This is a genomic window from Burkholderiales bacterium (genome assembly GCA_035518095.1).
GTDB lineage: Bacteria > Pseudomonadota > Gammaproteobacteria > Burkholderiales > JAHFRG01 > JAHFRG01.
On sequence record DATIXX010000072.1, the window covers coordinates 1 to 24,407 of the forward strand.

Below are 24,407 nucleotides of genomic sequence, written 5' to 3' on the forward strand. Positions count from 1 at the left end.
AGCCGAATTGGCGAAGCTTCTAGGACTGTCTCTAGATGTTGTTAACAGCGCTCTGACAGATCGAGTTCTTACTCATTTTCAAGCTAATGGTGATGGAAGGCTCACATGCCCCGAGCTAGCTGAGCTGAAATCAAAATATCTCAGTCACCATGCCGAACGCTCCGCAGCTGGAAAACGTGGTGCTGAAGTGCGCTACAGGAAGAGGAATGAACCTTATAGCTTAGCTATAGCTGAGCCATCTCGCGTTGCTATAGCTGCGCCTGAGATGAATAGAGTTGAGCAAAGAAGAAATGAGTCTAGTAGAGAAAATTCAGTAGTTCCCTTATTACCCACAAATGAAGAAGTAGCCGAATACAAGAAAGCTTTTGGCGAAGCATGAACAAAAGCAATTCAAAGATATGTGGTGCTCGGAACCGCCGAGGGCAGCCGTGCCAGTGCAAGCTGCTTCTGCGTGGTAATAGGTGCAAGTATCACGGTGGAATGAGCACTGGGGCCAAAACTCCGGAAGGCAAGCAACGAATAGTTGAAGCTCTAAAGAAATGGAGGGAATGCAAGAAGGACGAATTAAGGAATCCCTTGGCGAGGCCGAGCGGGTCAGGGGAAATTTAACAGGGTGGGGAAGCTTCATTCTGGTCACTCTTCCGCACACGCGGTATGAAATCAAAAGCTGGCGCTACTGGCCGGAACGAGGCCGAAATCAATATCGGCACTCAATGTCCGCTTCCGACCGAAACCGGTCATTCAAGACTAGACTTTCCGGTAGATCTGCCTAGGGGGAATGATGCACCAAGTCCGGCGCCGTCGGTTGGCGAAGGACCGCAAGGCGTCTCGCAGTCTCGCAATGTCAGCGGGAGCGTCAGGTATTAGAACTTCCTGCTTTTTGTGAGTATGCAACTTCCATTCGCGGGAACCTCGCCTCCCATCGTACCCACCGTGGTTCTGAATCGTCCGCTAATTCGATCTATCGAAATTGGTACCGACCTGTCATTCAAGAACGAGATCTCCGTGGGAGAGACCAGGACGTACTTCGCAGGCGACCCGTCCCCGAGCAGGATCTCCTTGCGACTCTCGTCGAAGACGAACGTCAAAGGAGATCCGAGTGCGAAGCCCGGCCCCGACTCGATGACGCAAGACAAGTAGACCGGTTCCGAAAAGGCCGCAGCAGAAAAGCCAGCAAGCGCAACCGCGACTAGTGCTCGTCTCATCGTTGCCTGAACCATCCTACCTCCGCCAAGTGCAGGGCTGCCGGTCGCATTATGCGCTCAGGCGGTGCGACGAGTCCACTCGAAGCGCTCCGACAGCTATCATGCCGCGTCGGTCCTAGGGGGATGCCACGATGCCTTGGGTTCAATTCCAGACGCTTCGAGACTTTATGACGAAGCGGATGCAGATGCAGCACTTTTACTAGCCGTTGATGATCCGGACGCTCCTCACCCATGGCGTAGCGCTGTAGATTCTCTCGCACCTACGGGGTGATCGAATGATGCCCGCGAATGACCGCTATTGGCCGAAAGCAGCCATCCCCGAAACTAGGGTGCGTATCCTGTTCGAAGGGGTCGGGGTCAAATCTTTCTGCTGAATACTGAACGTGGAGCGTGAAATGTTATTCGCTTCAAAAATAAATCGTCTCTGGTTGCAAGTGTTCTTGTATCAATAACAATTCGTGATATTCCCGTATCTGGTACAAGTGAATGGTGCTATTCGAGCTGGCTGAAGTTGTTGATTGATGAGCTGCTGCCCCATAAGATAATTCTGGTAGGCTGCGAAAGCCGCGCTAGTGGCCATAGATTGCTGGGCCGCAGTCTGCGCCTGTGTCTGCGCCATTTGCGCTTGTTCCCGTCGAAGTTCCGCTTCACGCTCTTGTAAAGCTTGGAAAAATTTCGTTGTAATCTCTAAACGCTGACGATTGTATTGACCATAAGTAATTTTTCCCGCGTACAAGTCAGCCAGAAGAGTTAACCCGGCCGCCCACCGCATGTCGAACATGGGGACGGACCAAGGCGCGTACTGTTGGATTTGATTCATGAGCTTTGGCCGCATGGCGCTTGCCACACCCTGCCATTCTTCTATCGCCCGTTTCTCGTTCTCAGAAGGAGTACTTGTGAGGGAGAGCATCTGTAATGTCGCGTCCCTTGGGTCATAGATACTGATTTTGTCTCGAATCGGATCTAGCTTACGGTCGGCGTTTAGCGCATTCCGATATTCTGAATTCAGCGCAGCCATAGAGTGTTGGAACTCTGCTCGTTGCCTTTGTTGTTGCTGCGCGGCGCAACCACCGAAAAGCGTAACAAGAAGAACCATTACGATAGGTAGTTTCATGATCGTGCCAATTCCCCACGTCCCGCTTAAGTATTAAGGATTCTAACGGATTGGAGCTGCGCTATGGTGCTATCGTTTGGGTGGCAGAAATACCCAGCCGAGAACCATTCCCACAATGGCCGGGAGACTCATGAAGAAATACGAGAACAATTCTGGATGGCCTCCACTACTCACAGCCCAAACCCAAATCAAGGCCAATACCGCGAACCATGCGATTGATAGGCGGAACAGAATACGAGAGATCATAACAATCCAACTTCAACATAAACTCGCGGAAGCGGGGTGCGTCTGAGTGCGGCTGAGTCGAGTTAGGCAGCTTTCTTTTTCCTGTACCGTGTCACAAATCCAAGCAAGCCAAGGCCCGCCGCCAGCATCGCATAGACTTCGGGTTCAGGGACAGCATTAACGGAGTCAAATACCAGGTTGTCATATACCTCCGGCCCTCCGCCCTGGTCTAGAGTAATTACTACCCGGTCGAAGAGCAGCGAACCCCCAACCGAGCCGAGATCTAACGAGTACACGGGGCCATTGAACACACTCGCAGAGTGAAAGCCGATAAAGTTGCCCTGGTCAATCGACTGCACGAAGGTATTGCCCAGATACGCCGTGGCACTGACCGATTCCTCCGCATCTAGGGCCATGAGCGAGAAATAATCGATCGGTTGACTAAACGCAAATTGCATGTCGTAAAAAGGTGGATTGATTTGCCCTACGTTGTCGCCCGGGGTGATGGCATTTCCGGACGCACCGAAAATGAATTGTGGCACGCCGTTTGTATCTTGAAGCGCGTAAGTTATTGGACCCGCAATTGGGGCCGAATCAAATAAGGAAATAGATACTCCCGGATACTGATTCGTGATTATCGTTCCGGCTGCGAACTCATCGAAAGTATCGGTAGTCAATGCTGGGGCCGGGCCAGCAAATGCGAGAGTTCCAGCCAACACACTAAGAGCGTATGTGAAAGAACCACGCCAAATAATATTTCGTTCCTGTTTCATCGGACTCTCCTCCCGCTCCGAAAGCTCGCCATTTCCCCCAAGGCTTTAGGTCGGTAAAGTAAGACATACTCCCCTTACGACATATCGCCAATCACGATTACACGGCTTGCTTAGTGCTTAATTTGCTCTTGAGTAGGGGACATTGCAATAGTCCCTCTATATTTATTTGGCCAGTTGTTCACATTGATCAAACATTAAAGTGGAATTAGACATCTAAAGATTATGATAAAAACATGAAAAATGTTTCGTTGTTGAAACACGAGAGCGAGAGAATTAACCGGGTCCAATAGGTAGTTTCATGATTGCGTCTATATTCTCATCGCTTAGGAGATACCCAATTTCGTTAAGGAGGTGTAGGGCTCTTCAGACTAGACAAACTCACCCGCTTGAATCGCGGGTGTGCGTGCGCGTCATGGGGTGCTGTAGGTAAATCCAGTCGTATTAGCACCCAGGGGAAACAGGCGGAAGGTACCACAAAGTCCGTAAAAACGTCCGTACTAAACAGGTATGATAATATAAGCTATTGATTTGTTGGTGGGTGATACTGGGATCGAACCAGTGACCCCTGCCGTGTGAAGGCAGTGCTCTACCGCTGAGCTAACCACCCCATTGTGACAAGAATCTTAGCATGCCGCGCTTGGCTGTTTCAATTTGCGCAAAAAACAGTTTGTACCTCAATTACACTAATCGGCAATAAATTTAATCCTGCGGCTTTAGTGTTGAACTCAAACCGGTGGCGGCCCGGCGGGTTTGGAGAAATCGAAGCAATCAGACATGGGATCGGCAGCCGCAGTGCGATGATTCAGTTCAGGCAATCCGAACGTTGTTTCGCAGAGCTTGAGCAGGCCGACATGCGAATGAAGCTGTTTTGAGACATATCCGCGCTTGGCATACGGACTGAGTACCAGGCAAGGCACGCGCGAACCGTAGCGGAACTGCGTGCCGTCAGTCCATTTTTCAACCTGAGGTGGGTCGACATGGTCGAACCAGCCGCCCCAATCGTCCCAGGTAATGAAGACCGCAGTCTTGGGCCACAGACCGCCTTTGACAATTGCATTTACCTGGTCTACGGTCCACTGCATCCCGTGTGTGACATTGCCCACCAACGGTTTGCCTTTATCCTGTGGGTCGGGCGGATGTTCGCTCGCGTCGTGCGGCGCGTACACCCAGGAGACTGTCGGCAGCTTGCCCGCGAGCGCATCCTGCTTGAACTGTTCTGACGTATGTTTGTTGCGGCCGGCCAGTCCATCAATGTAGTCAAACACGTAACCGCCATAATTTCCCCAGGTAAGCGTGGCGTGTTCCAGATTCTCCGGCAAAGACGGAAGCTTGAACAAAGGCTGTTTGCTGCCGCCCCGATAATTCGGAGGATTGCCGATGATGGGCGAATCCGCAGTGACCAACATCAGGTGGTTAGGAGTGGATGGCCCCGCAACGTCGGTGAAATAGTTATCACACAGGGTGAATTGCCTTGCATAGGCGAAATAGGCGGGAATATCCTGTTCGACAAATTGCGCACGAACGGCATGGGTGTTGCGGGTGAGCCAAGCGCTATGACTGTGGTTCGGATCCTTGGGTGGCGGATTGGGCGAGCGCGGCATTGTCATTCCATCCGCGCCGGGGAAGGTGGCGAAATAATTGTCGAAGCAGTGATTCTCCTTGACGATGATTACCACGTGCTGAATAGGATTGGCTGGCATGTATAGGTCTTAAACAAAGACTGCGCCAATTGCAAGACCCGGCGGTTGCGAACGGCGCTTTGCGATTGCGCCTGGATAGTGATGCAAATTTTAACATACCGATTTCGGCGCATCCATCCCATCATCGGGTTACGTAAGTTTCTACGCCGTCAGTTCCATGCGAACTCGGGCGCGATTCGCGTAAAATGCATTATCGCAACATGACATCCCATGATTAAAACCCGTTTTGCCCCCAGTCCCACCGGATACCTGCACATCGGCGGCGCGCGAACCGCGCTGTTTTCCCTGGCGTACGCGCGCAAGCTTGGCGGCAAGTTTGTGCTGCGAATTGAGGATACCGACCGGGAGCGCTCGACCGATGAATCCATTCAGGCGATTTTTGAAGCGATGAAATGGCTCCAGCTCGATTGGGACGAGGGCCCGTTCTACCAGATGCAACGACTTGCACGCTACCGCGAGGTCGCACAGCAGTTATTGAACCAGGGAAAAGCTTATTACTGCTATGCCGGCAAGGACGAGCTGGACGCGCTGCGTGAAAAACAGCGTGCGAGAGGCGAGAAGCCTCGTTACGACGGGCGCTGGCGCGATTCTAAAACCACACCACCGGCTGGAGTGAAACCGGTGGTGCGTTTCAAGAATCCGCTCGACGGTGAGACCGGGTTTGACGATTTGGTTAAGGGGCGCATAACGGTTCAGAACAGCGAGCTCGACGATCTCGTGCTCCTCAGGGCGGACGGTGTGCCGACGTACAATTTCGGCGTGGTGGTAGACGACCTGGACATGGGAATTACGCATGTAATTCGCGGCGATGACCATGTGAACAATACTCCGCGCCAAGTCAATATTCTAAAAGCAATGGGAGCACCGCTCCCGCAATACGCGCACGTGCCGATGATATCGGGCGCGGACGGCGAGCGGCTTTCCAAGCGCCACGGAGCAGTGAATGTCACGCAGTACCGTGACGACGGTTATTTACCGGAAGCGCTTACCAATTACCTGGCGCGACTCGGTTGGTCGCACGGCGACGCGGAAGTTTTTTCACTGGAACAGTTTATAGACTGGTTCGACCTCGCGCATATCAGCAAATCCCCTGCGCAGTTCAATCCGGAAAAACTGCTGTGGCTGAACCAGCAATACCTCAAGCTATCGGATGACGAGCACCTAGCGCGATTGGCTTCGCCTTTGCTCGAGCGCCGCGGCTGCGCACTGGCGAACGGACCGGGTGTTGCGGGCGTCGTGCACCTGCTTAAGGAGCGAGTGCACACGGTTAACGAGTTGGCTGATGCGGCGGTTTATTTTTACCAACAGGTGGAGCCGCCTGCTGAATTGAAAAAAGAACATTACACTGCCGATATCAGGCCGGCGCTTGATGAACTCATGCGCAGCTTCGCAAAAATTCAGTGGCAAAGAGCGGCCATTCATGACGCGTTGAAAGCGGTCGCGTCGCAGTACGAATTAAAGTTTCCCAAAATCGCAATGCCGCTGCGCCTGATGGTTACCGGCGGCACGCAAACGCCAAGCATCGACGCGACGCTCGAACTCCTCGGCAAAGAAGAAGTGCTGCGGCGAATGCAGTCGCAAATGTCGGCTTATCCTGCGTAAACGAGGGCGTTTCTTTTGCAACGAACTATGCGTTCCAGTATAATTCGCAACCTTCGATGGGGGTATAGCTCAGCTGGGAGAGCGCTTGCATGGCATGCAAGAGGTCAGCGGTTCGATCCCGCTTACCTCCACCAGATTCGAGAGATTTTCACGAGTCCCCATCGTCTAGAGGCCTAGGACATCGCCCTTTCACGGCGGTAACACGAGTTCGAATCTCGTTGGGGACGCCACGTTTGCTGGGTCGGCCGTAAAATACTTCCGACCCGTAGTACAAATCGGAGCAGATTATTGAGTAACGCTCTTCGTCCTGCGCAGAAACCCCGCACGCGCTGCAGACCATCCGACCACCGGCTAAATCACATAGCGCCAGCCTACGATTATTAGTGGCAAACAACTTTTCGAGTGTTTTTCGATTTCGCTAAGTCTCATCTCGACGGCCAGGACGTTGCATACTTTACTTTCACTGCGGCTCCCCGAGCAGTCGGAAAGGTATCAGCCGATTCGCGGGCCGGCGTTGTATGAGATGTTCGGCGTGCCAGTAGCTAATGTTTATTAAACCTCGTCTACACAAATTTCCCAGCCTGGGTCCTCACGGGTTCCATCAAGTGGCCTACGCTGAATGGGGCAGCCTTAATTCGCGTCATGTTGTAGTGTGCGCTCATGGCTTTGCCCGCAATAGCCGCGATTTCGACGCGCTGGCGGTGTCATTAACTGGCTGCCGCGTGGTGGCAATGGATACAGTGGGCCGTGGCAGCAGCGAATGGCTGGAAAACATGGAGGATTACGGTTTTTCGCTTTACCTCTCCGATGCAGCCGCGCTTTTCGCCCGAGTTACAGCGGCGCCCCGGGATGGAAGCGTTAGCACTTTCATGCGACGCATACTGGGAATAACAGGCGCCCATCAGATCGATTGGATAGGCACCTCGATGGGTGGTCTGCTCGGAATGATGCTCGCGGCAAAACCGAATTCCCCGATACGCCGTCTTGTGCTGAACGACATCGGCCCCTTGATTCCGTGGCCGGCGCTTCTGCGGCTCAAAAACGTTTATGCTGCCCTCCATGCAAGGTTTGCCGATATTAACGAGGTGGAGCAGTACCTGAGAAATGCCTGCGCCACTTTTGGTCCGCTCGAGGATCGCCAGTGGCGCCATGTCGCCCGTTACGGATCACGCCGCCTTGAGGATGGGCGTTATGCACTGGCTTACGATCCCGGAATCGTCGGCGCGCTGCGCGACAACAAAAACACTGGAATTGAATTTGGTAACGACTTTATGTTTGGCGTTGATCTGTGGCCAGTTTGGGATGCAGTTAAATGCCCGACATTGGTCCTCCGCGGAGCGGAGTCGGATTTCCTGCTTGCAAGTACGGTCCGCCGGATGCAGGAACGCGGCCCGGGCGCTAAAGTCGTCGAATTTTCGGGAATAGGGCACGCGCCGTGGCTAATGAGTAAGGACCAGATTCGTGTCGTGCGTGATTTCATTAGGGAAGGATAATCCGCTTTCCCTGTGTGCTGCATCCGGGTTGGCCAAGAGCCGTCTCTTTGATCTAGATCAAGTAATCTCCGGTTTCTTGTGTGGGATAATTTAATTGGTAAAAAGTTTGTTGTGCCCCGCTGGCAAGGCTTATCAAATGAAGGAGATTCACATGTTATCCCAGTTCGAACATTTAAACGTTATCGGAAAGACCAATCTAAACGCTGCACAGAAGTTTGCAGCCGTCAGTGCGGAGCTGACAGAACGCCTGATCAAAGCACAGATGGAGGCCGTGAAAGAGATACTCAACAGCAATAACGAGCATCTGCAATCCCTGTGGAGCAAGCCGGCGACTGCCGCTTCGGCCGCGTATTGGCAAGGCCTTTATCAAACGAATGCCGAGAAGGCTCAACAGATTACCCGCAACTACTTCACTCAGGTCTCAAAAATCCAGGAAGAGATGGCTCGCCTGATGGAAGAGCAAACGATTGCAATGAATAAGAAAGTGATTAAGGATTTTGAAGATCTGGCCAAATACGCGATTGAAGATAGCACAAAAGTAGCTAAGGCCACAAAAAGCCCCAGCCAAGCAAAGCGGTCCGCATAGTCTTGCGCCGCAAATAATGGTGTTTTGATTGTTCCCTTGGGCGCAAGCGATCACGCGCTCATCATTTCGGATTTGTAGACAGACTCTTTGCGTCGCATAGACTTCGCGCGTAGAATCTGGCGTCTCGCATGTGCTTAAGGCTGCCTTCGCCCGATTTGTCAACTCCCTCCAACAAGACTCCCTCGAAAATCCGCCTTGCATCGGCTGATGTTTTAGACGAAGCCGGGGCTGTGATTGTTAACGCCCTGGATCCCTTCGGCATCGGAAAATCGTTTGCGAAGATTCGCCGGGCGTGGCTGGAAAATCCGCGCGAATTCACGGAAGCGGCAATCAAGCTTTGCAGTGGGCTGCAGGGTCTGATATTCCACTCGTGGAATCAAACGGTCGGATTGGAGCGTGAGGCATGGGTCCCCGTTGCCAGTGAAGATGCGCGGTTCACGGATCCCGAGTGGCACCAGTATCCTGCCATTTCCATGATGGTCCAGTTGTATCTTCTTTACACCCGCTGGCTCGAGCAGACTGTCTACGACACGCCGGGTGTCTCCAAGAAGGAACGCCGTACCGCGGCCTTTTGGGTGCGGCAATGGTTTAATGCGATCGCCCCCAGCAATTTTCTCTTGAGCAATCCAGTGGCCCTAAAAAAGCTCTTAGAAAGTGGGGGCAAGACCGTAGTGAAAGGCATTGAAAATTGGGGTGATGACTTAAAGGCGGGCGACCTTCAAATGGTGGATAGCACGGCATTTAAGGTTGGAAGGAATCTGGCCACTAGCCCGGGTGCAGTGGTCTTCCGTAATGAACTTCTGGAATTGATCCAGTACGCTCCTGCTCGGGCTCGGGTTCATGCGCTGCCAATCGTGATTATCGCGCCTTGGATCAACAAGTATTACATTCTCGATCTGACACCCGAGAAAAGCTTGGTGCGCTACTTGGTTAATCAGGGCTTCACCGTTTTCGTAACCAGTTGGAAAAATCCAACTGCCGAACTTTCTCACATTACCTTTGACGATTACATGCTCAAGGGCGCGCTCGCAGCGGTTGAGGCCGCCCGTTCAATCACTAAAGCGCCCCGAGTCCATGCGGTCGGTTACTGCATCGGGGGCACGGTGCTCGCGGCGCTTATGGCTTGGCTTAATAAGGAATATGCAGGGCATCGCGACAAAATCCCTGTTGCCCACTGGACGCTGTTAGCGTCTCTCGTGGATTTTTCCAGGCCCGGGGAAATCGAAGCGTTCCTGAGCGAGGAGGCAATTTCGGCGGTGGAGAGCATTATGGCCGAAAAGGGCTACCTAGGTGGTCCGGAACTCGCCAGCGCGTTTCGCATGCTTCGCCCCAACAGGCTGATCTGGCATTATTTCGTACACCGCTACCTGTACGGTGAAAGCCTGGCCGCTTTCGACGTGCTGTTCTGGAATGCGGATCACACACGGATGCCGGAAGCGATGCATCGCTTCTACCTGCGGGAGTTTTATCTCAAGAATAAATTGGCAGAAAAAAATGGCGTCACGCTCGGCGGTCGCCCAATCAACTTTTCTCTAGTAGAACAACCGCTATATGCTGTAGGGGCGCATGAGGACCACATCGCGCCTTGGCGAGGAACCTTTTTCACAGTACGGCTCGTGCGAGGACCGGTGCGTTACGCGCTATCGAATTCGGGTCATATCCTCGGCATCATCAATCCCCCGGTGCAGCCTTCAAAGCGCGAATATTGGGCAGGCAGCGCAGGGCCGCGGGTTGAAGCCAAAGCATGGCGCGAACGGCAGCTGAAGCGGAACGGGTCCTGGTGGCCGGACTGGGTCAAATGGCTTAGCAAGCATTGCGGACCAATGCGCGCACCACCTCATCTAGGAAACTCAAGCTACCCGAAACTTTGTGCGGCGCCTGGCACGTACGTACATGAAACATGAATTGCTAAATGCTGACGGCTATTACTCAACGGGTAAACGCATCGAGATGAGCGGCGACCGGGTACTTACTCTCTCGCTCGCGCCGTCGCGCGTTTAAGCCCCCACTCCAAAGGGAAATCGCTGCGGTTTTCCATTCGAAGCCCGAGGATCTCGCGGAAAAGCGCAATGAACTCAAGTAGGTGCGCAACTGCAAGTGAATCCGTAATATCGAGCTGTACCTGTTACCCCGGGCCAACGAAAGTTAGCTTCCGGTTAGCACCGATAATCTAGATTGTGCTTCAAAGCGTGCAACGCCATCTCGAAGCCAATTTACGTGAGGCGTTCGCCCATCCAGCCAAATCATAGCTACCCGTACGCGGTCGTTACCGGCCAACGAGCGAGCGGATACCGCGTCGAGGTATCACGAAGAAGTCCGTCCGGAGAGTCCAGCGCGCAAGAAGGGCTGTGGCGGTGCAAATGCGCTCGATACCGGGGCGTACCGGTACGGACAAGTGAGATCCGATATTGGCCCGGGGCAGATAAAATTTCGGTTAGACTAGTTCGTGATTTGCCGGACAGTTGAAAGCATGCGACAAAAGGGAGTGTTCGGATGGCGGAATCGGCGGTTCACGCTGCGTTGATGTCGGCCGACAGCATATTGGCGGATGACATTCAACCTGCGGCGGTGACTCCCGACGAAGAAAACCGGTCAGTCCTGCTGACCGGCGTAACGGGCTTCCTGGGAGCACACCTGTTGGCAGCCCTTATGAGAAATAACAGTGTGTTCGCCAACTGCCTGGTACGTGACGGGAGTGAACTCGAGGCTCGGGCGCATCTGCACCGGACTCTTGCTGAATTCCGAATTCTGGACGAAGTGCCCGAGGAGCGAGTTCGATTTATTCTCGGGGACGTCAGCCAACCTTTTCTGGGTCTAAGTGGGGCGGCGTTCGATGAGCTCTGCGGCTCAACGGACGCCATTTATCATTGCGCCGCAAACGTGAGTTGGACGGCATCATACGAAGCTCTGCGCAGGGTCAACGTGCATGCTACTCGGGAATTACTGAGGCTGGCCTGTCGCGTCAAAGGCAAGCCGTTCCACCTGATTTCAAGCGCTACTGTATGTTATACGACGACCGGACCAGCTCGCATATCCGAAACGGAGGACACGTTCCCATTCCTCAGCGGAATACATATGGGATACGCGCGAAGCAAATGCGTTGCGGAACGGTTGAGTCGTCAGGCCAACGAGCGCGGGCTTCCCGTGACCATCTTCAGGCCATCCCTTATTACCGGAAGCAGCCGGTCCGGAATCGCAAATAGTACGGACATTTTATCCCGGATGCTTTGTGGCTGCATTCAGATGGGCAGCGCGCCCGACCTGGATTTGGAAATGGACTATTGTCCGGTCGACCATGTGGCTTCAGCCATCGTCGGCCTGTCACAAATCAAAAGTCGAGCGTTGAAGATTTTCCATTTAGTGAATCCGAAGCCGCGCAGTTGGCGTGAACTGGTGCTTTGGTTGAACCTTTTTGGCTATGACGTGCAATTAATTTCATATGACTCCTGGCTGGAAGAACTGACTGTCGCGATGCGCAACTCATCGCATCCGCTGTGGCCTGTGCGAGCCTTCTTTTTTAGACGCCTTGCGGACCTGGATCAGCTCGCCTTGTTGCAGATCTACGCGAACAATCGAACGAGCAAGCCGCGAGCCGAGGACACGCAGTGCGCGCTTGCCCAAATTCGACTGCCTTGCCCGGCGCTGGATGCGCACCTTATGGAAGACTACGTTTGCTCCCTAGCCCAACGCGGTTATCTTCCTTACCCTCCGCAGCGCAGTATCGTGCCGAAAAACCCGGATGGGTTGGGCGGAGAGTTTTTCGAGCCGATATTGCGCAACGCACTTGGTGATGATGCAATAAGAGTGCAGCACATCGAAGCGCGACATCAATCCTTCGACCACGGTATCATGACGGCGCTGGTGTCTTCGAAGTTCGGCGCGCACATCGGGCTGAGGAGCTACAGCGTTACTGTTGGCGTTCCGAGGCGTCCGTCGCGCACCTTCGAACTCGTCGTCAAGATCAAACCTAAGGCGGAAGAGGTTAGGGCGACGGTTAGCAGGGTCGCGGCATTGTGCAGCAGGCGACTCGGCCGGGCCTACACCGGAACGGCACAAATGCCAGGGTTTGATGGAAACGAGGATCGCGAATGCGCCATTTATAACCAGTGCGACCGACGTTTCGCGCGTCACGCGCCAATTTGCTATGGGACGGTTAGGGCGCTGATACCGCAGCGCTCGATTCTTGTGCTGGAGAGGCTTCTCGATGTCGACCTCATGGATTCGGCCGAGGACACGAGCGTATGGCGCGCGGAGCACATTGAAGCAGCAGTTCACGGCATCGCGCAACTGCACGGAATCTGGTACGGATGCACGGGCACACTTGCGCGGCAACCATGGCTTGGCCCAACCTATTCGTTAGAGCGTATGCAATCTTTGCGCGAGCTTTGGGAAGCGCTGGCACAACACGCGCGTGTGTATTTCGTCGAGTGGATCGGGGATGACGTTTCGTCGATACAGCAGACGCTACTCGACACGATCGAAACCTGGTGGCCGCTAATGGAGTCCCAGCCCCAAACCCTCATACACAACGATTTTAACCCACGCAATATCGCATTCAGGAGATCTTCGTCCGGTCCGCAGATGTGCGCCTATGACTGGGATTTTGCTACCCTCGGCGCCCCTCAGCACGATTTAGCTGAACTGCTTTGTTTCGTGCTGCCCCCCAGCGATGGAGCGCGTGCTGGTGCTCGCCGGTACGTAGATCTGCACCGTATTGAGCTTGAACGAGCAACCGGCTCTTCAATCGATCCTGCCCAGTGGAAGCTCGGGTTTCAGCTCGCCCTATGGGACCTTTTCATAAACCGTCTGCCGATGTACACGGTGATACATAAATTTCGGTGCCAGACCTTCCTGCCACGGGTTCTGCGCACATGGAAGGAGCTCTATGACATATACGGCTTTGGCACGAGTCCCCGCTTGTGAGCGCATGTTGTTCGTCCTGGACTGCGGAAAGGAAAACGCGCAAGGTCCGGCCTCGCCAACGCGAGCGTGGCCGCGTGACAACGACGCGTGTTACGTACTGCGTACCACGTTCAAATGACAGCGCAGCTGATCGTCCAGGTCTTGTGGCTTGTATTGCCGGTCGTATTAGGCGGGGCAGTGCACATCGCTATAATTAAACTCAACTGGTTTCCGGGCCTTGCGCAAATTCCGCTGGATTTCAATGCAACTTTGCGTGGTAAGCGGGTTTTCGGCGCCAATAAGACGCTGCGGGGGGTAATAATTATGACTTTCGCGACGACCGTGTTCACGCTTATTCAAGCGTACGTATCACGCCGGTTTAGCTGGCTTTTGCTCATCGATTACCAGCAGATCAATCCGGTTCAATGGGGCATGCTAATGGGGATCGGCTATCTGTTGGGTGAACTCCCAAACAGTTTTGCTAAACGGCAGCTCGATATTCCACCCGGCGAAACAGCACCGGGTTCGCTCAGATTTGTTTTTTGGGCCTTCGACCAGCTTGATAGCCTCTTGGGTGTACTTGCGATGATATGTCTAATTTGGGTTCCGCCGCTTGGAGTGGTTATGCTGCTGGTGGCGGCAACGCTTTTGATTCATCCGTTAATGGCGACAGCTATGGTGTTCTTAGGATTGAAGAGCCGTATCGGCTAGCCTGTGGGTGAGCAGGTGAGCATCGCCAATATCATTTCAGCCATCAGGATCCTGCTCGTGCCGGTAGTGCTCGTTTTTGCCTGGCGCGGCGCGTCCGAGGCTTTTCTGATTTGTTTAATATTTTCCCTCGTTTCCGACGTCGCGGATGGCACAATTGCTCGCCGGCTCGGGCAGGTCACAGAATTGGGAGCGAAACTCGACAGCTGGGGAGACCTCCTGACTTATGTAGCTTTGTTGCCGTGTGCATGCTGGTTGCGTCCCGAATTTGTACGGGGCGAAATAGTGTATCTGATCATCGTTGCCGCGAGCTATCTCATCCCGATTGCTTTTGGATTCATCAAGTATGGGCAACTTACGAGCTACCATACGCGGCTCGCGACAGTAGCCGCCTACGTACTCGGAGCGAGTATCGTCGTGATATTTGCGGGCGGCCCTACGTTTGCATTCCGCATTGCGACGTTGTTCATCCTGCTCGCCGAAATCGAGGAGGTCGCAATCACGGCTGTGCTGCCTACTTGGCAAGCAAACGTGCCATCGCTCGATCATGTGCTTCGTAGGGCGAGGTGAACCCATCACGAGGCTATGTTTCCAGGCTCCGTGAAAGTTTTCGGATGGGTGCGCCGCGATCTGGCGTTGGCTACGGAGAACGGTCAAGGGTCGCGCCTGCTCGTCCGCAAAAATCGGATCTGATCGGCATGTCATGGAGGCGGCATTCGAAACCGGTGGCCAAGCGACAATATTTAGGGCGATTTTGTACTTGATAGCCGCCTGGCGGTGGCAGATGTCTCAAAAGCGGTGGAGGAGCAGCGATAACCTAAGCATTTGGTTTTTTCCATCGCAAATCGCTTAGACTAGCGCCGAGGGCACGTATCTATCCGACCAGAATTACTTCGGTGCAGACATCCATTTTTCGCACGGTTTGAAAAATGATTCGTGGCGCAGGTGCGGCGATAACGTTAATATTTCGGGACATTCGCCAGCCACGCCTCGGGACGCGAGCTTGCGGCGCTATCAAAACCTATCCATTCGGGATGTACCTAAGAAAAAGCGGCGTCCGCTGCGATCAGCCCGGGCGCCGCTTCAGAGAGCCGGCGATCGGAGGAGGACGCGCCAGCTATCAGCAGATTGCCTTTATCACTTGCGTCTGTCTATGACGCAGTTCACAAATTCGCTCTAAAAATCTGGTGCTTGAGGACTTCCTGGCGCCGTAGCAGCAAACAGGTATGCCGGCCTAACGTGCTGGCCCGTCGACATACAGGTCGCTAAGCTCAGGAACGCCTGTATATTGCTTGGGTTGAGCTGCAAGGTCCATCATTTCGCCAGGAGGAAGTTTATGATTGACGCGTTTCCTATCATTTATCTAGCCCGCCACGGTGAAACCGCTTGGACTGTGAGCGGACGGCATACGGGGCTCACTGATCTACCACTTACCGAACGAGGTGAGCGCAATGCCCGTGCGCTTGCCGGCCGGCTGACGGGGGTCACTTTTGCCAAAGTGTATACCAGCCCCTTGCAACGGGCGACTCGAACCTGCGAGCTGGCCGGTTTCGGAGCAGCAGCCGAAATCGATCGCGATCTAACAGAGTGGAATTACGGAAAGTATGAAGGTCGCCGCACGACCGAAATTTTAGCGGAGCGCCCGGATTGGCAGCTATTCCGAGACGGTTGCCCCGGAGGTGAATTGCCGACTCAAGTGGGCGCGCGGGCTGATCGCGTCATAACCCGAGTGCGTGCGGTGCACGGTAACGTCTTGCTTTTTTCGAGTGCGCATTTCCTGCGCGTGCTTGCCGCGCGTTGGCTTGGCCTCGAGCCGGCGGGCGGCCGGAATTTCCTGCTTGACACGGCCAGCTTGAGCGCGCTGAGTTATGAACACAGCAGGCTTCAGCAGGTAATCGGACTATGGAACGATACTCGACATGTGGGCAGATGAACGGGGCCTCAGCGTGTTCACGTACAACGGTCAACGAGAAATCGCATTAATCCGGGCGGCACATATTTCCGCGCGGCGCAAATTCATTATTTCGCGCGCTTAAGAATTCTTGCTTCATTTTCGCCCAAATCGATCCAACGTGATGACGCCGCTTAGCGCAACCAACGCGGCAGGCGCGCGCGCAGATTCTGCAACTGCGCTTCGAGTTCGTGAATGCGATCGAGGTAGTTAAGGATCAATGCAAGTCCTTGCATATCTAAGCCGAAATCGTTGCGCAGACGGCATGCGGTCCGCACAGTTATCACTCGCTCCGCGCTGAAGGTCCACTGTTCCGCTCGCGGATTAGCCGGCTCAAGCGCTCCGTAGTCCACAAGTTCGCGCAGTTCTTCTTCTGACAGACCCGAGAGCTGGGCAAACTCTGGAAGCGAGAATTCGCCTTGTTCGTTTAACCACAGCATTTCATTAGGTTCGGCTTTCATTTTTCACCCCCTCCTCGAAGTGGCCACGCGGCTCGAACGTCGAGCTGTCTGCAAGCTGCTTGTAGAGGGCCCGCTCGCGCTCGCTCGCTACGGTAGGTACCGCAATTTGCACGATTGCGAATAGATCGCCTTGTCCTGTGCGCGGTTTGGGCAGTCCGCGTCCCAAGAGACGTAAATGTTGTCCAGCGCGAGTTCCCGGTTTGACCTTGAGGCGAATCGGTCCGCCCAGTGTGGGCACCTCAATGCTTGCGCCCAGCACGGCTTCCCACGGTGCCAGGGGCAAATCGATGTACAAGTCGTGACCGTTCACGCGAAACAACGGATGCGGATGCAGCGCAATAGTGAGGTATAGGTCGCCGTCGCGCCCACCGTTAAAGCCCTTGCCGCCTTTTCCCGGAAGCCGCAACCGTTGTCCGTCGGTTGCACCCTTCGGAATGCGTGCCTTGAACGCTCGCGGTACCCGATGCAGGAAGCCGCGTTCATCATACTCGGGTACACTGAGGCTAAGATCCACATCGGTGCCGCGATATGCCTCCTCCAGGGTAATGTGCACCGTGACTTCGTAGTCCTGGCCGGACATCGGGAATTTGCTGCCGCGGCCCGCGCGATGTCGGCCGCCGCCGGCAAGGCCGGCCAGCAGATCGGCGAGGTCGATATCCTCGAATGTGAACTGCATATCGCCAAACTGTTTTGCCCAGTCGGGCGGCGGCTGGAAGTCCTGCCCGGGCTGGTAACGGCCCAGTTGGTCATAGGCGGAACGCTTCTCGGGATCTTTGAGAGTTTCATATGCTTCCCCGACTTCCTTGAATTTTTCTTCGGCATTAGGTTCCTTGGATACGTCGGGGTGATACTTATGCGCGAGCTTACGGTAGGCTTTTTTAATCTCCGCTGCGCTGGCGTCCCTATTAACTCCCAGAATGCTGTAGTAGTCCTTGTATTTCATGTGCTCACCCGGACGAAAGCGGAAAGGTAATTACCAATAATCGAGCGGCCAAATTTTTCAGACCCGGTTTATATGCGAGCCAACTCAGGATAACAAATCCGAAAGCGGCATCATGGCAGCGGATTGGTCGCGGGGCTTCATAACTTTGAGCAAAAGCGACAAATTTGTATCCAGGTCGCGCAGCGTCTTTCCGGGTATGCGAGACAACGCGTCCGGCAGCAGCCCCTGGGCTGGGGTTGGAGCGCGGGCGATGAGCTTATCCGCGCGCCTTGTCAAGTAAAGGCGGACTACCCGACGGTCGGAGCCATTGCGCTCTCGCCTGATTAATTCGCGTTCTTCCAATTTGTCGACCAGATTAGTGGCGCTCGGCTGCTTGATCGCTAGGGATGTCGCCAGATCTGAGATTCGCATTCCCGGCATTTGGCCAAGCTCCCACAAAACCCAAAGTTGAGCACCGCTTAGCCCACAGCGTTCGTCCACCTTCTGGAAATATTTCTTTGTCGATTTTAGAACCTGTCGGAACTTTTTCAATACTTGCGAAGCAAGCTGTTCCTGCTTTTCGCCAACATTTTTTAACTTGCTGCGCTTTCCGTTTCCGGGCGCGGGCCGTTTAGGTTTTCTCTTTCGGCGCATGCCAATTACCTCAACCGATAAATTGTCGTGATTTAGCGACTTGAACTTTCACGCAAACTGATATCTAATGCGTGTAATGCCTATAGGTAAACTATATATTAGCATACCAATATATTTTTTTCCGGGTCCACGAACGACTTTATTATCAACGCAACCCCTAATAAGGAGTCCTTTATGAAAAGAGTTTTATTTGGCGCCATGCTGATATCGTTACTGGTTGGCTGCGCCAGCGAATCGGCGAAGGAAACGTCGAAGGCCCCAGTAGAGGAGCGACCTGCCGCGCAACAACCAAGCCAGCAACCCGCCGAATCCACGGCATCAAAAGTAACGCCGGCGCAACCGATCGCGGCGAATCCGCTCACGAATCCGAACAACATTCTTTCAAAACGCAGTATTTACTATGATTTCGACAAAGCCACCATTAGCGAGGAGTATATGCCGCTGGTCAAAGCGCATGCCGCTTATCTGGTCGAACATCCTAGCGCGCGGGTTACCATCCAGGGGAATTGTGACGAGCGCGGGAGCCGCGAATACAATTTGGCGCTCGGACAACGGCGTGCCGACGGCGTAAAGAAAGCGATGGTCGTCCTGGGTGCCGCCACAAGTCAAATTCAGACGGTGAGCTTCGGCAAGGAAAAACCCAAATGCACGGAGCATAATGAAAGCTGCTGGGCGCAGAACCGTCGTAGCGACATCGTGTACCAGGGAGAATGATAGAAGAAGGGTATTAGGCTGCAGTTAATTTTCCGGCGTACTTCTTAAAATGATTTCTGGTCACGCGTGTGCCCGCAGGCCGGAGCGTATTCTTTATCAGTCCTCCAGCGGAGCGTTGGTATCCGGAATCCAAGTTGGCATCCGGGGTGCATAATCGTGCTCTAATAGCGCGCGCTCGACCGGGTTCCGGCAGAATTATCGTGACTGTTTGCGATCCACACCGCCTAGGTCGATTTAACCGCGGTTTGCCTTGCACTCGCCACACTGTGAGTGATCCATACTGAATTGCCTGTAGCCGTGTCGGTCGTCTGGATATTTAATTATTGCCATTTCGGATTTAATGTACGCAGACATCGGGGCGTTTGCGGAGCAGATCGATCGCGCACATTGGGGTACCGCATACTATTTCGCCGTACTGAGTGTTCCCGCAATCGCCCTGGTTCATATCATGACCTTTGCGAACTTACTGCAGCAATCGAATCCCAAACAGCTTGCGACTAAAATATTCGCCGTTAGATTCTGGGTCGACCAGTTTGACAACCTGCTGGTCAAGCCGGTACAAATGCACAAGGCAAGACAAATCCAATCTTTTTAACGCAATGCCGTCCACTATTGATCCAGTCGCGTGGCTTGACGCCGTCCTCGATACCGAGCCGGGGCGTGTGTTCATTGAGACGCCCGACGGTAAAACCTATACCTATCAGGATTTGGCGGATACTTCGGGCCGTATTGCCAGCGCGCTCACACTGCGCGGTGTGGTTGCCGGAGACCGCGTGGTGGCGCAGGTTGATAAGTCGCCCGAAGCACTTATGCTTTGTGTTGCATGCTGGCGACTCGGCGCGGTGTTTGTGCCACTTAATCCGGCATTCACGATACCAGAGCTCGAGTACTTTTTGGGCGATGCCGAGCCAAGGGTCGTCATTTATCGCCCGCAAGACAAATTAACTTTGGCGCCTATCGCGCAGAAGAAAGGTGTAGCGCATGTCGAAACATTAGGCTGCGCCGGCGAGGGAACACTGACGGATTTGGCTTCAGCGCGCGACAGCACGGACTTTCCTCGATTTGCCGGTAGTCCGGATGAGGCAATTGCACTGCTCTACACTTCGGGTACGACCGGCCGCTCTAAGGGGGCCATGATTACTCGGCGCAATCTCGCGTCCAACGCCGCGGCGTTGGTGAAAGCGTGGCGAATTACAAAAGCCGACGTGCTGCTGCATGCTCTGCCGATTTTCCATGTTCACGGCCTATTTATAGCTTGCAACCCCCTCTTTGCAGCCGGTGGGCGCATGCTATTTTTACCGAAATTCGAAGTTAACGAAATTATGCGCCTAATGACGCGAGCTACCGTCTTGATGGGTGTACCGACGTTTTACACGCGGTTGCTGCAACATTCCGATCTTGACAGGAAAGCTACGGCACATATGCGCTTGTTCATCTCGGGCTCCGCACCACTGTTGGCAGAGACACACAGTCAATTCGAAGCCAAAACGGGCCATTGCATTCTCGAGCGTTACGCCATGACCGAAACACTGGTGAATACCTCCAACCCCTACGACGGAAAACGGATGGCGGGCACAGTGGGCTTCGCAGTCCCGGGAGTTGAGATCCGCGTGGCGGATCCAGAAACCGGTAAGCATCTGTCGAATCCGGATTCCGTCGGGGTGCTTGAGGTACGAGGACCAAATGTTTTCAAAGGTTATTGGCGCAATCCGGAGAAAACTGTAGCGGAGTTCCGCGCCGACGGCTTCTTCGTTACGGGCGACCTGGGCAAAATCGACGCGAACAACTATGTGCATCTGGTGGGTCGCGCTAAGGATATGATCATCACTGGCGGCTTTAACGTCTACCCAAAGGAAGTTGAGGTCGAAATCGACGCGCTGGCGGGTGTGATGGAAAGCGCGGTGATTGGCGTGCCGCATCCTGATTTTGGAGAGGGCGTCACTGCAGTGGTGGCGAAGGCAAAAGGAGCCACGATCGACGAAAAACAGGTGCTCACAGGTTTAGAGCAGCGACTGGCCCGCTATAAACACCCCAAGCGAGTGCTTTTTGTCGATGAACTGCCACGCAACGTCATGGGCAAGGTGCAGAAGAATCTACTGCGCAAAACTTACTCAACATTGTACGAACAAAGTAATATTGTCAAAGAATCCTGAATGGAGAGCAGAGGCAGGGCATACAGCGCAGGAGAAATCCGAGCCGATCTGCTGACCGACGCCAGCTATGGGTCGCTTAACTTAAAGCCGGGAAGCCCGATGCGGGAATTTGTATCAAAAAAAACCGGCCTGCCGGCCGGTCCGCGAATGAAGTCCTAGATGCAATTATTTTTTTGATAGGGCCTTTCTATCGGGAAACCATACGCGACCCTGGCATTATTGACCGATCCACTTGTTTACGCTTATTTCACCGAGATGTTCCGGATCCATCTTGTCCCATACCATCTCGTAGTAGTGCATGAACTCTTCTTTGCTGACTTTGCCGTCTTTATTTGTATCCATCATGTGCATCATCTTCATGGTGCGCATGCCTTTGCCAGGATGGGCATAGCCGCTCGACAGCCACAGTTTCTGAATATCTTCTTGCGCCGACAGCGCGGGCTGAGCAAAGAAAGCCAGCGTCATCGCGGTTAAAAGCGCAATTCCAATTGATTTTAACATTGTTATCTCCTAAAAAATATTACCCGCTATTGCCATGCGACAATACTTCACCGCCTGCCCACGGCGCCATAAACCCGCCACATTATAAACCTGTTTGCCTATACGGCAAATAGATTCGGACCTTAGTCGCGCTGACTCGGTATTCATTACTCATCTGTAGGCTCTAGCTTCGTTTTGAGCCTTCCAGCATGAGTAAGGATCCATGTATAAGAAACCCTCTCCTTTGCAGCTATTCTTTCCCTTGCAGTCATTGCTTGCAGTCTTGCATTCGCTCAGACCTTTGCAGGCGTTTACACCAGTGCACTTTACCTGACCCGTAGCCGCGTAGCGGGTATCATGCTGGGCGCAACCCGCGACAAACAAGGCGGCAGCCGCGGTAGCCAGGGCGATACTTGATAGTTTCCTGACGGGATTCATAAAATCTCCCCAAAGGTCTGATTCTAACACTTAATTGCAAGTCCTTTGCTATTGGCAAGCTTTGTGTCACCAACGGACTGATGGCGTAGGGCGTTCTGGTTGGGCGGTCGAGATTAAATATATGCGGGGATGCCCGCACACGACGATTACACCGCTCAAAGGCTCGTCATATTGGATAAGTTATATATTGCGCTCGCGCCGCTAACAGAGCGGTTGGGCAACAAGATCGCGCTGAATCAAGCGCGCCGCAGGACATAGGCGCGGAAATTACACGGGTTTGTGAAAAAAGTATCCGCCTATGGGTGCCGAGCATTCCAGACTATAATATATTTGAAAAATAGCGAGGCCCACTTGAGCTCGAGTCAACCGACACACGAAGCGCAACAACTCGCAGCGTATTTTGCGAAGACCGCGCTTTTCGTGGGGAATGCGGCGCCTTACAATTAGCATTGCCCGTATGTCTACCAGAGCATTCATTCGCGCAAGTGTAGGAATTGCGGCGATGTTCGTGGGTTTGGCACCGTTCGCGCCAGGCGCAGCAGATAGCAATTCACTAGGCATCAGTATGGAGGACGTCATAATGACTATGACCTTGACATCCGCATCCTTCCCAAATAACGGAGCCATACCGAGACGTTACACTTGCGATGGTGAGGATATTTCCCCACCGCTGATGTGGACCGGATTGCCCGCCGGAACAAAGAGTCTAGCTTTAGTCGTAGATGATCCCGATGCTCCAGACCCCGCTGCACCAAAGCTGACCTGGGTGCATTGGGTCCTTTACAATATTCCCCCCACCACGACAGGATTGCCGGAGGCGGTTTCGAAAAAAAATCTACCTTCGGGTACGTTACAGGGTTTAAATGACTGGAAGCGGACCGGTTACGGGGGGCCCTGTCCTCCAATTGGACGCCATCGGTATTTTCACAAGCTATATGCGCTCGACAGCGTCATCCCTGATTTGGGCACACCGACTAAGGCGGCGCTCGAAAAAGCGATAACAGGGCATATACTGGCGCGGGCAGAGTTAATCGGCACTTATCAGCATTAAAAAGAAAACGCCCAAAATTGTTTCTGGCGGCCAAACGGGTGCAGATCAAGCCGCATTGAACTGGGCAATAAGGCGTGGTGTGCCGCATGGTGGTTGGTGCCCGGCGGGGAGGTTGGCTGAAACTGGCAGAATAGCCAGCCGTTATCAACTTTCGGAAACGCCTACCGCGAATTACATTGAGCGCACGGAATGGAACGCGCGCGACAGCGACGCGACGCTAATTTTTACCATCGCTCCACAATTGACGGGCGGTTCAAAGCTGGCGCAGGCGTTTTGCATTAAGCATGGTAAACCGTGTTTGCACCTCTATCCCGAACTCGATGCGGTGCGCCTTGTTCGTGAGTTTTTGAAGAAATATCCAATTAAGGTGCTGAATGTAGCCGGTTCGCGAGCGTCCAAAGAGCCGGACATTGGACGCTTCGTGACATTCGTGTTAGACAGTGTTTTCGCAATTGACCGCCGTGACATCGGGTGCGATATTGATGTAAATAATTAAGTTTGCATTCTAATATGCTGATAATGGAAGTCATAAATCGGCAAAATCGTTTAGGTCATGATTTAGCCTCTTGAAACTGCATGAATCGGACTTATATCGTTAAAAGTTAGCAGCCTTGCTAACCGGTTGCTACTATTGTCATGTCAACTTTAAATTAAGTGAGGAGTAAGAAGCCATGAAAATTCGTCCTTTACACGACCGCATTATCGTCAAGCGGCTGGAAGAAGAACGGAAAACCGCGTCTGGCATTGTCATTCCTGACACTGCGGCGGAGAAACCCGATCAGGGTGAAGTCATTGCAGTCGGCAAGGGCAAAATACTTGAAGACGGCAAGGTTCGGGGCCTGGACGTCAAGATAGGGGACAAGGTGCTGTTCGGAAAATATTCCGGGCAAACGGTGAAAGTCAAGGGTGAAGAACTGCTCGTGATGAAAGAAGAAGACGTCATGGGCGTTGTGGAAGCTTAATTGGATCGATTGTTAGGAGAGCAAAATGGCAGCTAAAGATGTGAAATTTAGTGAAGCCGCGCGTGCCAAGATATTTGCCGGGGTGAACATATTGGCGGATGCGGTGAAGGTGACATTGGGGCCGAAGGGTCGCAATGTGGTTTTAGAGCGTTCCTTTGGTGCGCCGACCGTGACCAAGGATGGTGTATCGGTGGCGAAGGAAATTGAGCTTAAGGACAAGTTTGAGAACATGGGTGCGCAGATGGTGAAGGAAGTGGCGTCGAAGACCTCGGATGTGGCGGGGGATGGCACCACCACGGCGACGGTGCTGGCG

At 53.6% G+C, this 24,407-nt stretch carries 24 protein-coding genes and 3 tRNA genes; 19 read left to right on the top strand and 8 right to left on the bottom strand.

Features of this window, described 5'->3' with window-relative positions; translation table 11 throughout:
- Positions 1 to 379 (top strand): hypothetical protein (locus VLV32_11505; GenBank protein HUL42512.1); only part of this gene is annotated, 379 nt, incomplete at its 5' end.
- The gene (locus VLV32_11510; protein HUL42513.1) at positions 376 to 609 is read left to right on the top strand and encodes an HGGxSTG domain-containing protein; all 234 of its coding nucleotides are present in this window, start codon (positions 376 to 378) and stop codon (positions 607 to 609) included. The genes VLV32_11505 and VLV32_11510, both read left to right, overlap by 4 nt.
- A gap of 1,041 nt (positions 610 to 1,650) precedes the next feature.
- Here the strand turns inward: VLV32_11510 and VLV32_11515 are convergent.
- The 4 genes from VLV32_11515 to VLV32_11530 form a co-directional block, all read right to left on the bottom strand.
- On the bottom strand, positions 1,651 to 2,319 hold the full coding sequence (locus VLV32_11515) for a hypothetical protein (protein ID HUL42514.1): 669 nt from the start codon (positions 2,317 to 2,319) through the stop codon (positions 1,651 to 1,653).
- A gap of 308 nt (positions 2,320 to 2,627) precedes the next feature.
- Positions 2,628 to 3,317 carry a PEP-CTERM sorting domain-containing protein gene (locus VLV32_11520; GenBank protein ID HUL42515.1) on the bottom strand — a complete coding sequence of 230 codons (690 nt, stop codon included), beginning with the start codon at positions 3,315 to 3,317 and terminating at the stop codon, positions 2,628 to 2,630.
- 532 nt (positions 3,318 to 3,849) lie between these two features.
- A tRNA-Val gene (locus VLV32_11525) sits at positions 3,850 to 3,924 on the bottom strand.
- Positions 3,925 to 4,042: 118 nt separating this feature from the next.
- Positions 4,043 to 5,017, bottom strand: coding sequence for an alkaline phosphatase family protein (locus VLV32_11530; protein HUL42516.1), 975 nt, complete (start codon positions 5,015 to 5,017; stop codon positions 4,043 to 4,045).
- A gap of 210 nt (positions 5,018 to 5,227) precedes the next feature.
- On the opposite strand from VLV32_11530, the gene gltX reads away from it, so the two are divergent.
- The 10 genes from gltX to VLV32_11580 all read left to right on the top strand — a co-directional run bounded on the left by gltX (position 5,228) and on the right by VLV32_11580 (position 16,241).
- Positions 5,228 to 6,619 (top strand): glutamate--tRNA ligase, encoded by a 1,392-nt coding sequence (gene gltX / locus VLV32_11535; protein ID HUL42517.1) that lies wholly within the window; start codon positions 5,228 to 5,230, stop codon positions 6,617 to 6,619.
- A 58-nt stretch (positions 6,620 to 6,677) separates the two neighbouring features.
- Positions 6,678 to 6,753, top strand: a tRNA-Ala gene (locus VLV32_11540).
- A gap of 20 nt (positions 6,754 to 6,773) precedes the next feature.
- Positions 6,774 to 6,849, top strand: a tRNA-Glu gene (locus VLV32_11545).
- A gap of 315 nt (positions 6,850 to 7,164) precedes the next feature.
- The gene (locus VLV32_11550; protein HUL42518.1) at positions 7,165 to 8,112 is read left to right on the top strand and encodes an alpha/beta hydrolase; all 948 of its coding nucleotides are present in this window, start codon (positions 7,165 to 7,167) and stop codon (positions 8,110 to 8,112) included.
- A gap of 151 nt (positions 8,113 to 8,263) precedes the next feature.
- On the top strand, positions 8,264 to 8,698 hold the full coding sequence (locus VLV32_11555; GenBank protein HUL42519.1) for a phasin family protein: 435 nt from the start codon (positions 8,264 to 8,266) through the stop codon (positions 8,696 to 8,698).
- Between the two features lie 128 nt (positions 8,699 to 8,826).
- Positions 8,827 to 10,602 carry a class I poly(R)-hydroxyalkanoic acid synthase gene (locus VLV32_11560; GenBank protein HUL42520.1) on the top strand — a complete coding sequence of 592 codons (1,776 nt, stop codon included), beginning with the start codon at positions 8,827 to 8,829 and terminating at the stop codon, positions 10,600 to 10,602.
- Positions 10,603 to 11,191: 589 nt separating this feature from the next.
- Positions 11,192 to 13,621 carry a thioester reductase domain-containing protein gene (locus tag VLV32_11565; protein HUL42521.1) on the top strand — a complete coding sequence of 810 codons (2,430 nt, stop codon included), beginning with the start codon at positions 11,192 to 11,194 and terminating at the stop codon, positions 13,619 to 13,621.
- 114 nt (positions 13,622 to 13,735) lie between these two features.
- Entirely contained in the window at positions 13,736 to 14,311 is a 576-nt protein-coding gene (locus VLV32_11570; protein HUL42522.1) for a CDP-archaeol synthase, read from the top strand.
- Between the two features lie 3 nt (positions 14,312 to 14,314).
- A complete protein-coding gene (locus VLV32_11575; protein ID HUL42523.1) occupies positions 14,315 to 14,878 on the top strand; it encodes a CDP-alcohol phosphatidyltransferase family protein in 564 nt (187 codons plus the stop codon).
- A gap of 766 nt (positions 14,879 to 15,644) precedes the next feature.
- On the top strand, positions 15,645 to 16,241 hold the full coding sequence (locus VLV32_11580; protein ID HUL42524.1) for a histidine phosphatase family protein: 597 nt from the start codon (positions 15,645 to 15,647) through the stop codon (positions 16,239 to 16,241).
- Positions 16,242 to 16,393: 152 nt separating this feature from the next.
- On the opposite strand, the gene VLV32_11585 is transcribed toward VLV32_11580, so the two are convergent.
- From VLV32_11585 to VLV32_11595, 3 genes are all read right to left on the bottom strand, one after another.
- Positions 16,394 to 16,720 carry a chaperone modulator CbpM gene (locus VLV32_11585; GenBank protein HUL42525.1) on the bottom strand — a complete coding sequence of 109 codons (327 nt, stop codon included), beginning with the start codon at positions 16,718 to 16,720 and terminating at the stop codon, positions 16,394 to 16,396.
- Positions 16,704 to 17,663 carry a DnaJ C-terminal domain-containing protein gene (locus tag VLV32_11590; protein ID HUL42526.1) on the bottom strand — a complete coding sequence of 320 codons (960 nt, stop codon included), beginning with the start codon at positions 17,661 to 17,663 and terminating at the stop codon, positions 16,704 to 16,706. The genes VLV32_11585 and VLV32_11590 overlap by 17 nt, the downstream gene beginning before the upstream one ends.
- An 84-nt stretch (positions 17,664 to 17,747) precedes the next feature.
- Positions 17,748 to 18,296: a MarR family winged helix-turn-helix transcriptional regulator gene (locus VLV32_11595; GenBank protein HUL42527.1), complete on the bottom strand. Its 549-nt coding sequence runs from the start codon at positions 18,294 to 18,296 to the stop codon at positions 17,748 to 17,750.
- 174 nt (positions 18,297 to 18,470) lie between these two features.
- Here VLV32_11595 and pal point away from each other — a divergent pair, with 174 nt between their 5' ends.
- The 3 genes from pal to VLV32_11610 all read left to right on the top strand — a co-directional run bounded on the left by pal (position 18,471) and on the right by VLV32_11610 (position 21,163).
- Positions 18,471 to 19,010, top strand: a complete 540-nt coding sequence (pal, locus tag VLV32_11600; GenBank protein ID HUL42528.1) for a peptidoglycan-associated lipoprotein Pal — start codon at positions 18,471 to 18,473, stop codon at positions 19,008 to 19,010.
- A gap of 340 nt (positions 19,011 to 19,350) precedes the next feature.
- Entirely contained in the window at positions 19,351 to 19,605 is a 255-nt protein-coding gene (locus tag VLV32_11605; GenBank protein HUL42529.1) for a hypothetical protein, read from the top strand.
- Between the two features lie 4 nt (positions 19,606 to 19,609).
- Positions 19,610 to 21,163: a malonyl-CoA synthase gene (locus VLV32_11610; GenBank protein ID HUL42530.1), complete on the top strand. Its 1,554-nt coding sequence runs from the start codon at positions 19,610 to 19,612 to the stop codon at positions 21,161 to 21,163.
- 216 nt (positions 21,164 to 21,379) lie between these two features.
- Here the strand turns inward: VLV32_11610 and VLV32_11615 are convergent, their stop codons facing one another.
- Complete coding sequence (locus tag VLV32_11615) at positions 21,380 to 21,664, bottom strand: EF-hand domain-containing protein (GenBank protein ID HUL42531.1); 285 nt, start codon at positions 21,662 to 21,664, stop codon at positions 21,380 to 21,382.
- A gap of 997 nt (positions 21,665 to 22,661) precedes the next feature.
- Between VLV32_11615 and VLV32_11620 the strand changes: the two genes are divergently transcribed.
- The 4 genes from VLV32_11620 to VLV32_11635 all read left to right on the top strand — a co-directional run.
- Positions 22,662 to 23,132, top strand: a complete 471-nt coding sequence (locus tag VLV32_11620) for a YbhB/YbcL family Raf kinase inhibitor-like protein (protein ID HUL42532.1) — start codon at positions 22,662 to 22,664, stop codon at positions 23,130 to 23,132.
- A gap of 16 nt (positions 23,133 to 23,148) precedes the next feature.
- Positions 23,149 to 23,628: a putative molybdenum carrier protein gene (locus VLV32_11625; protein HUL42533.1), complete on the top strand. Its 480-nt coding sequence runs from the start codon at positions 23,149 to 23,151 to the stop codon at positions 23,626 to 23,628.
- A gap of 175 nt (positions 23,629 to 23,803) precedes the next feature.
- The gene (locus VLV32_11630; GenBank protein HUL42534.1) at positions 23,804 to 24,094 is read left to right on the top strand and encodes a co-chaperone GroES; all 291 of its coding nucleotides are present in this window, start codon (positions 23,804 to 23,806) and stop codon (positions 24,092 to 24,094) included.
- 25 nt (positions 24,095 to 24,119) lie between these two features.
- Positions 24,120 to 24,407: TCP-1/cpn60 chaperonin family protein (locus VLV32_11635; protein ID HUL42535.1), on the top strand; the 288-nt coding region annotated here is incomplete at its 3' end.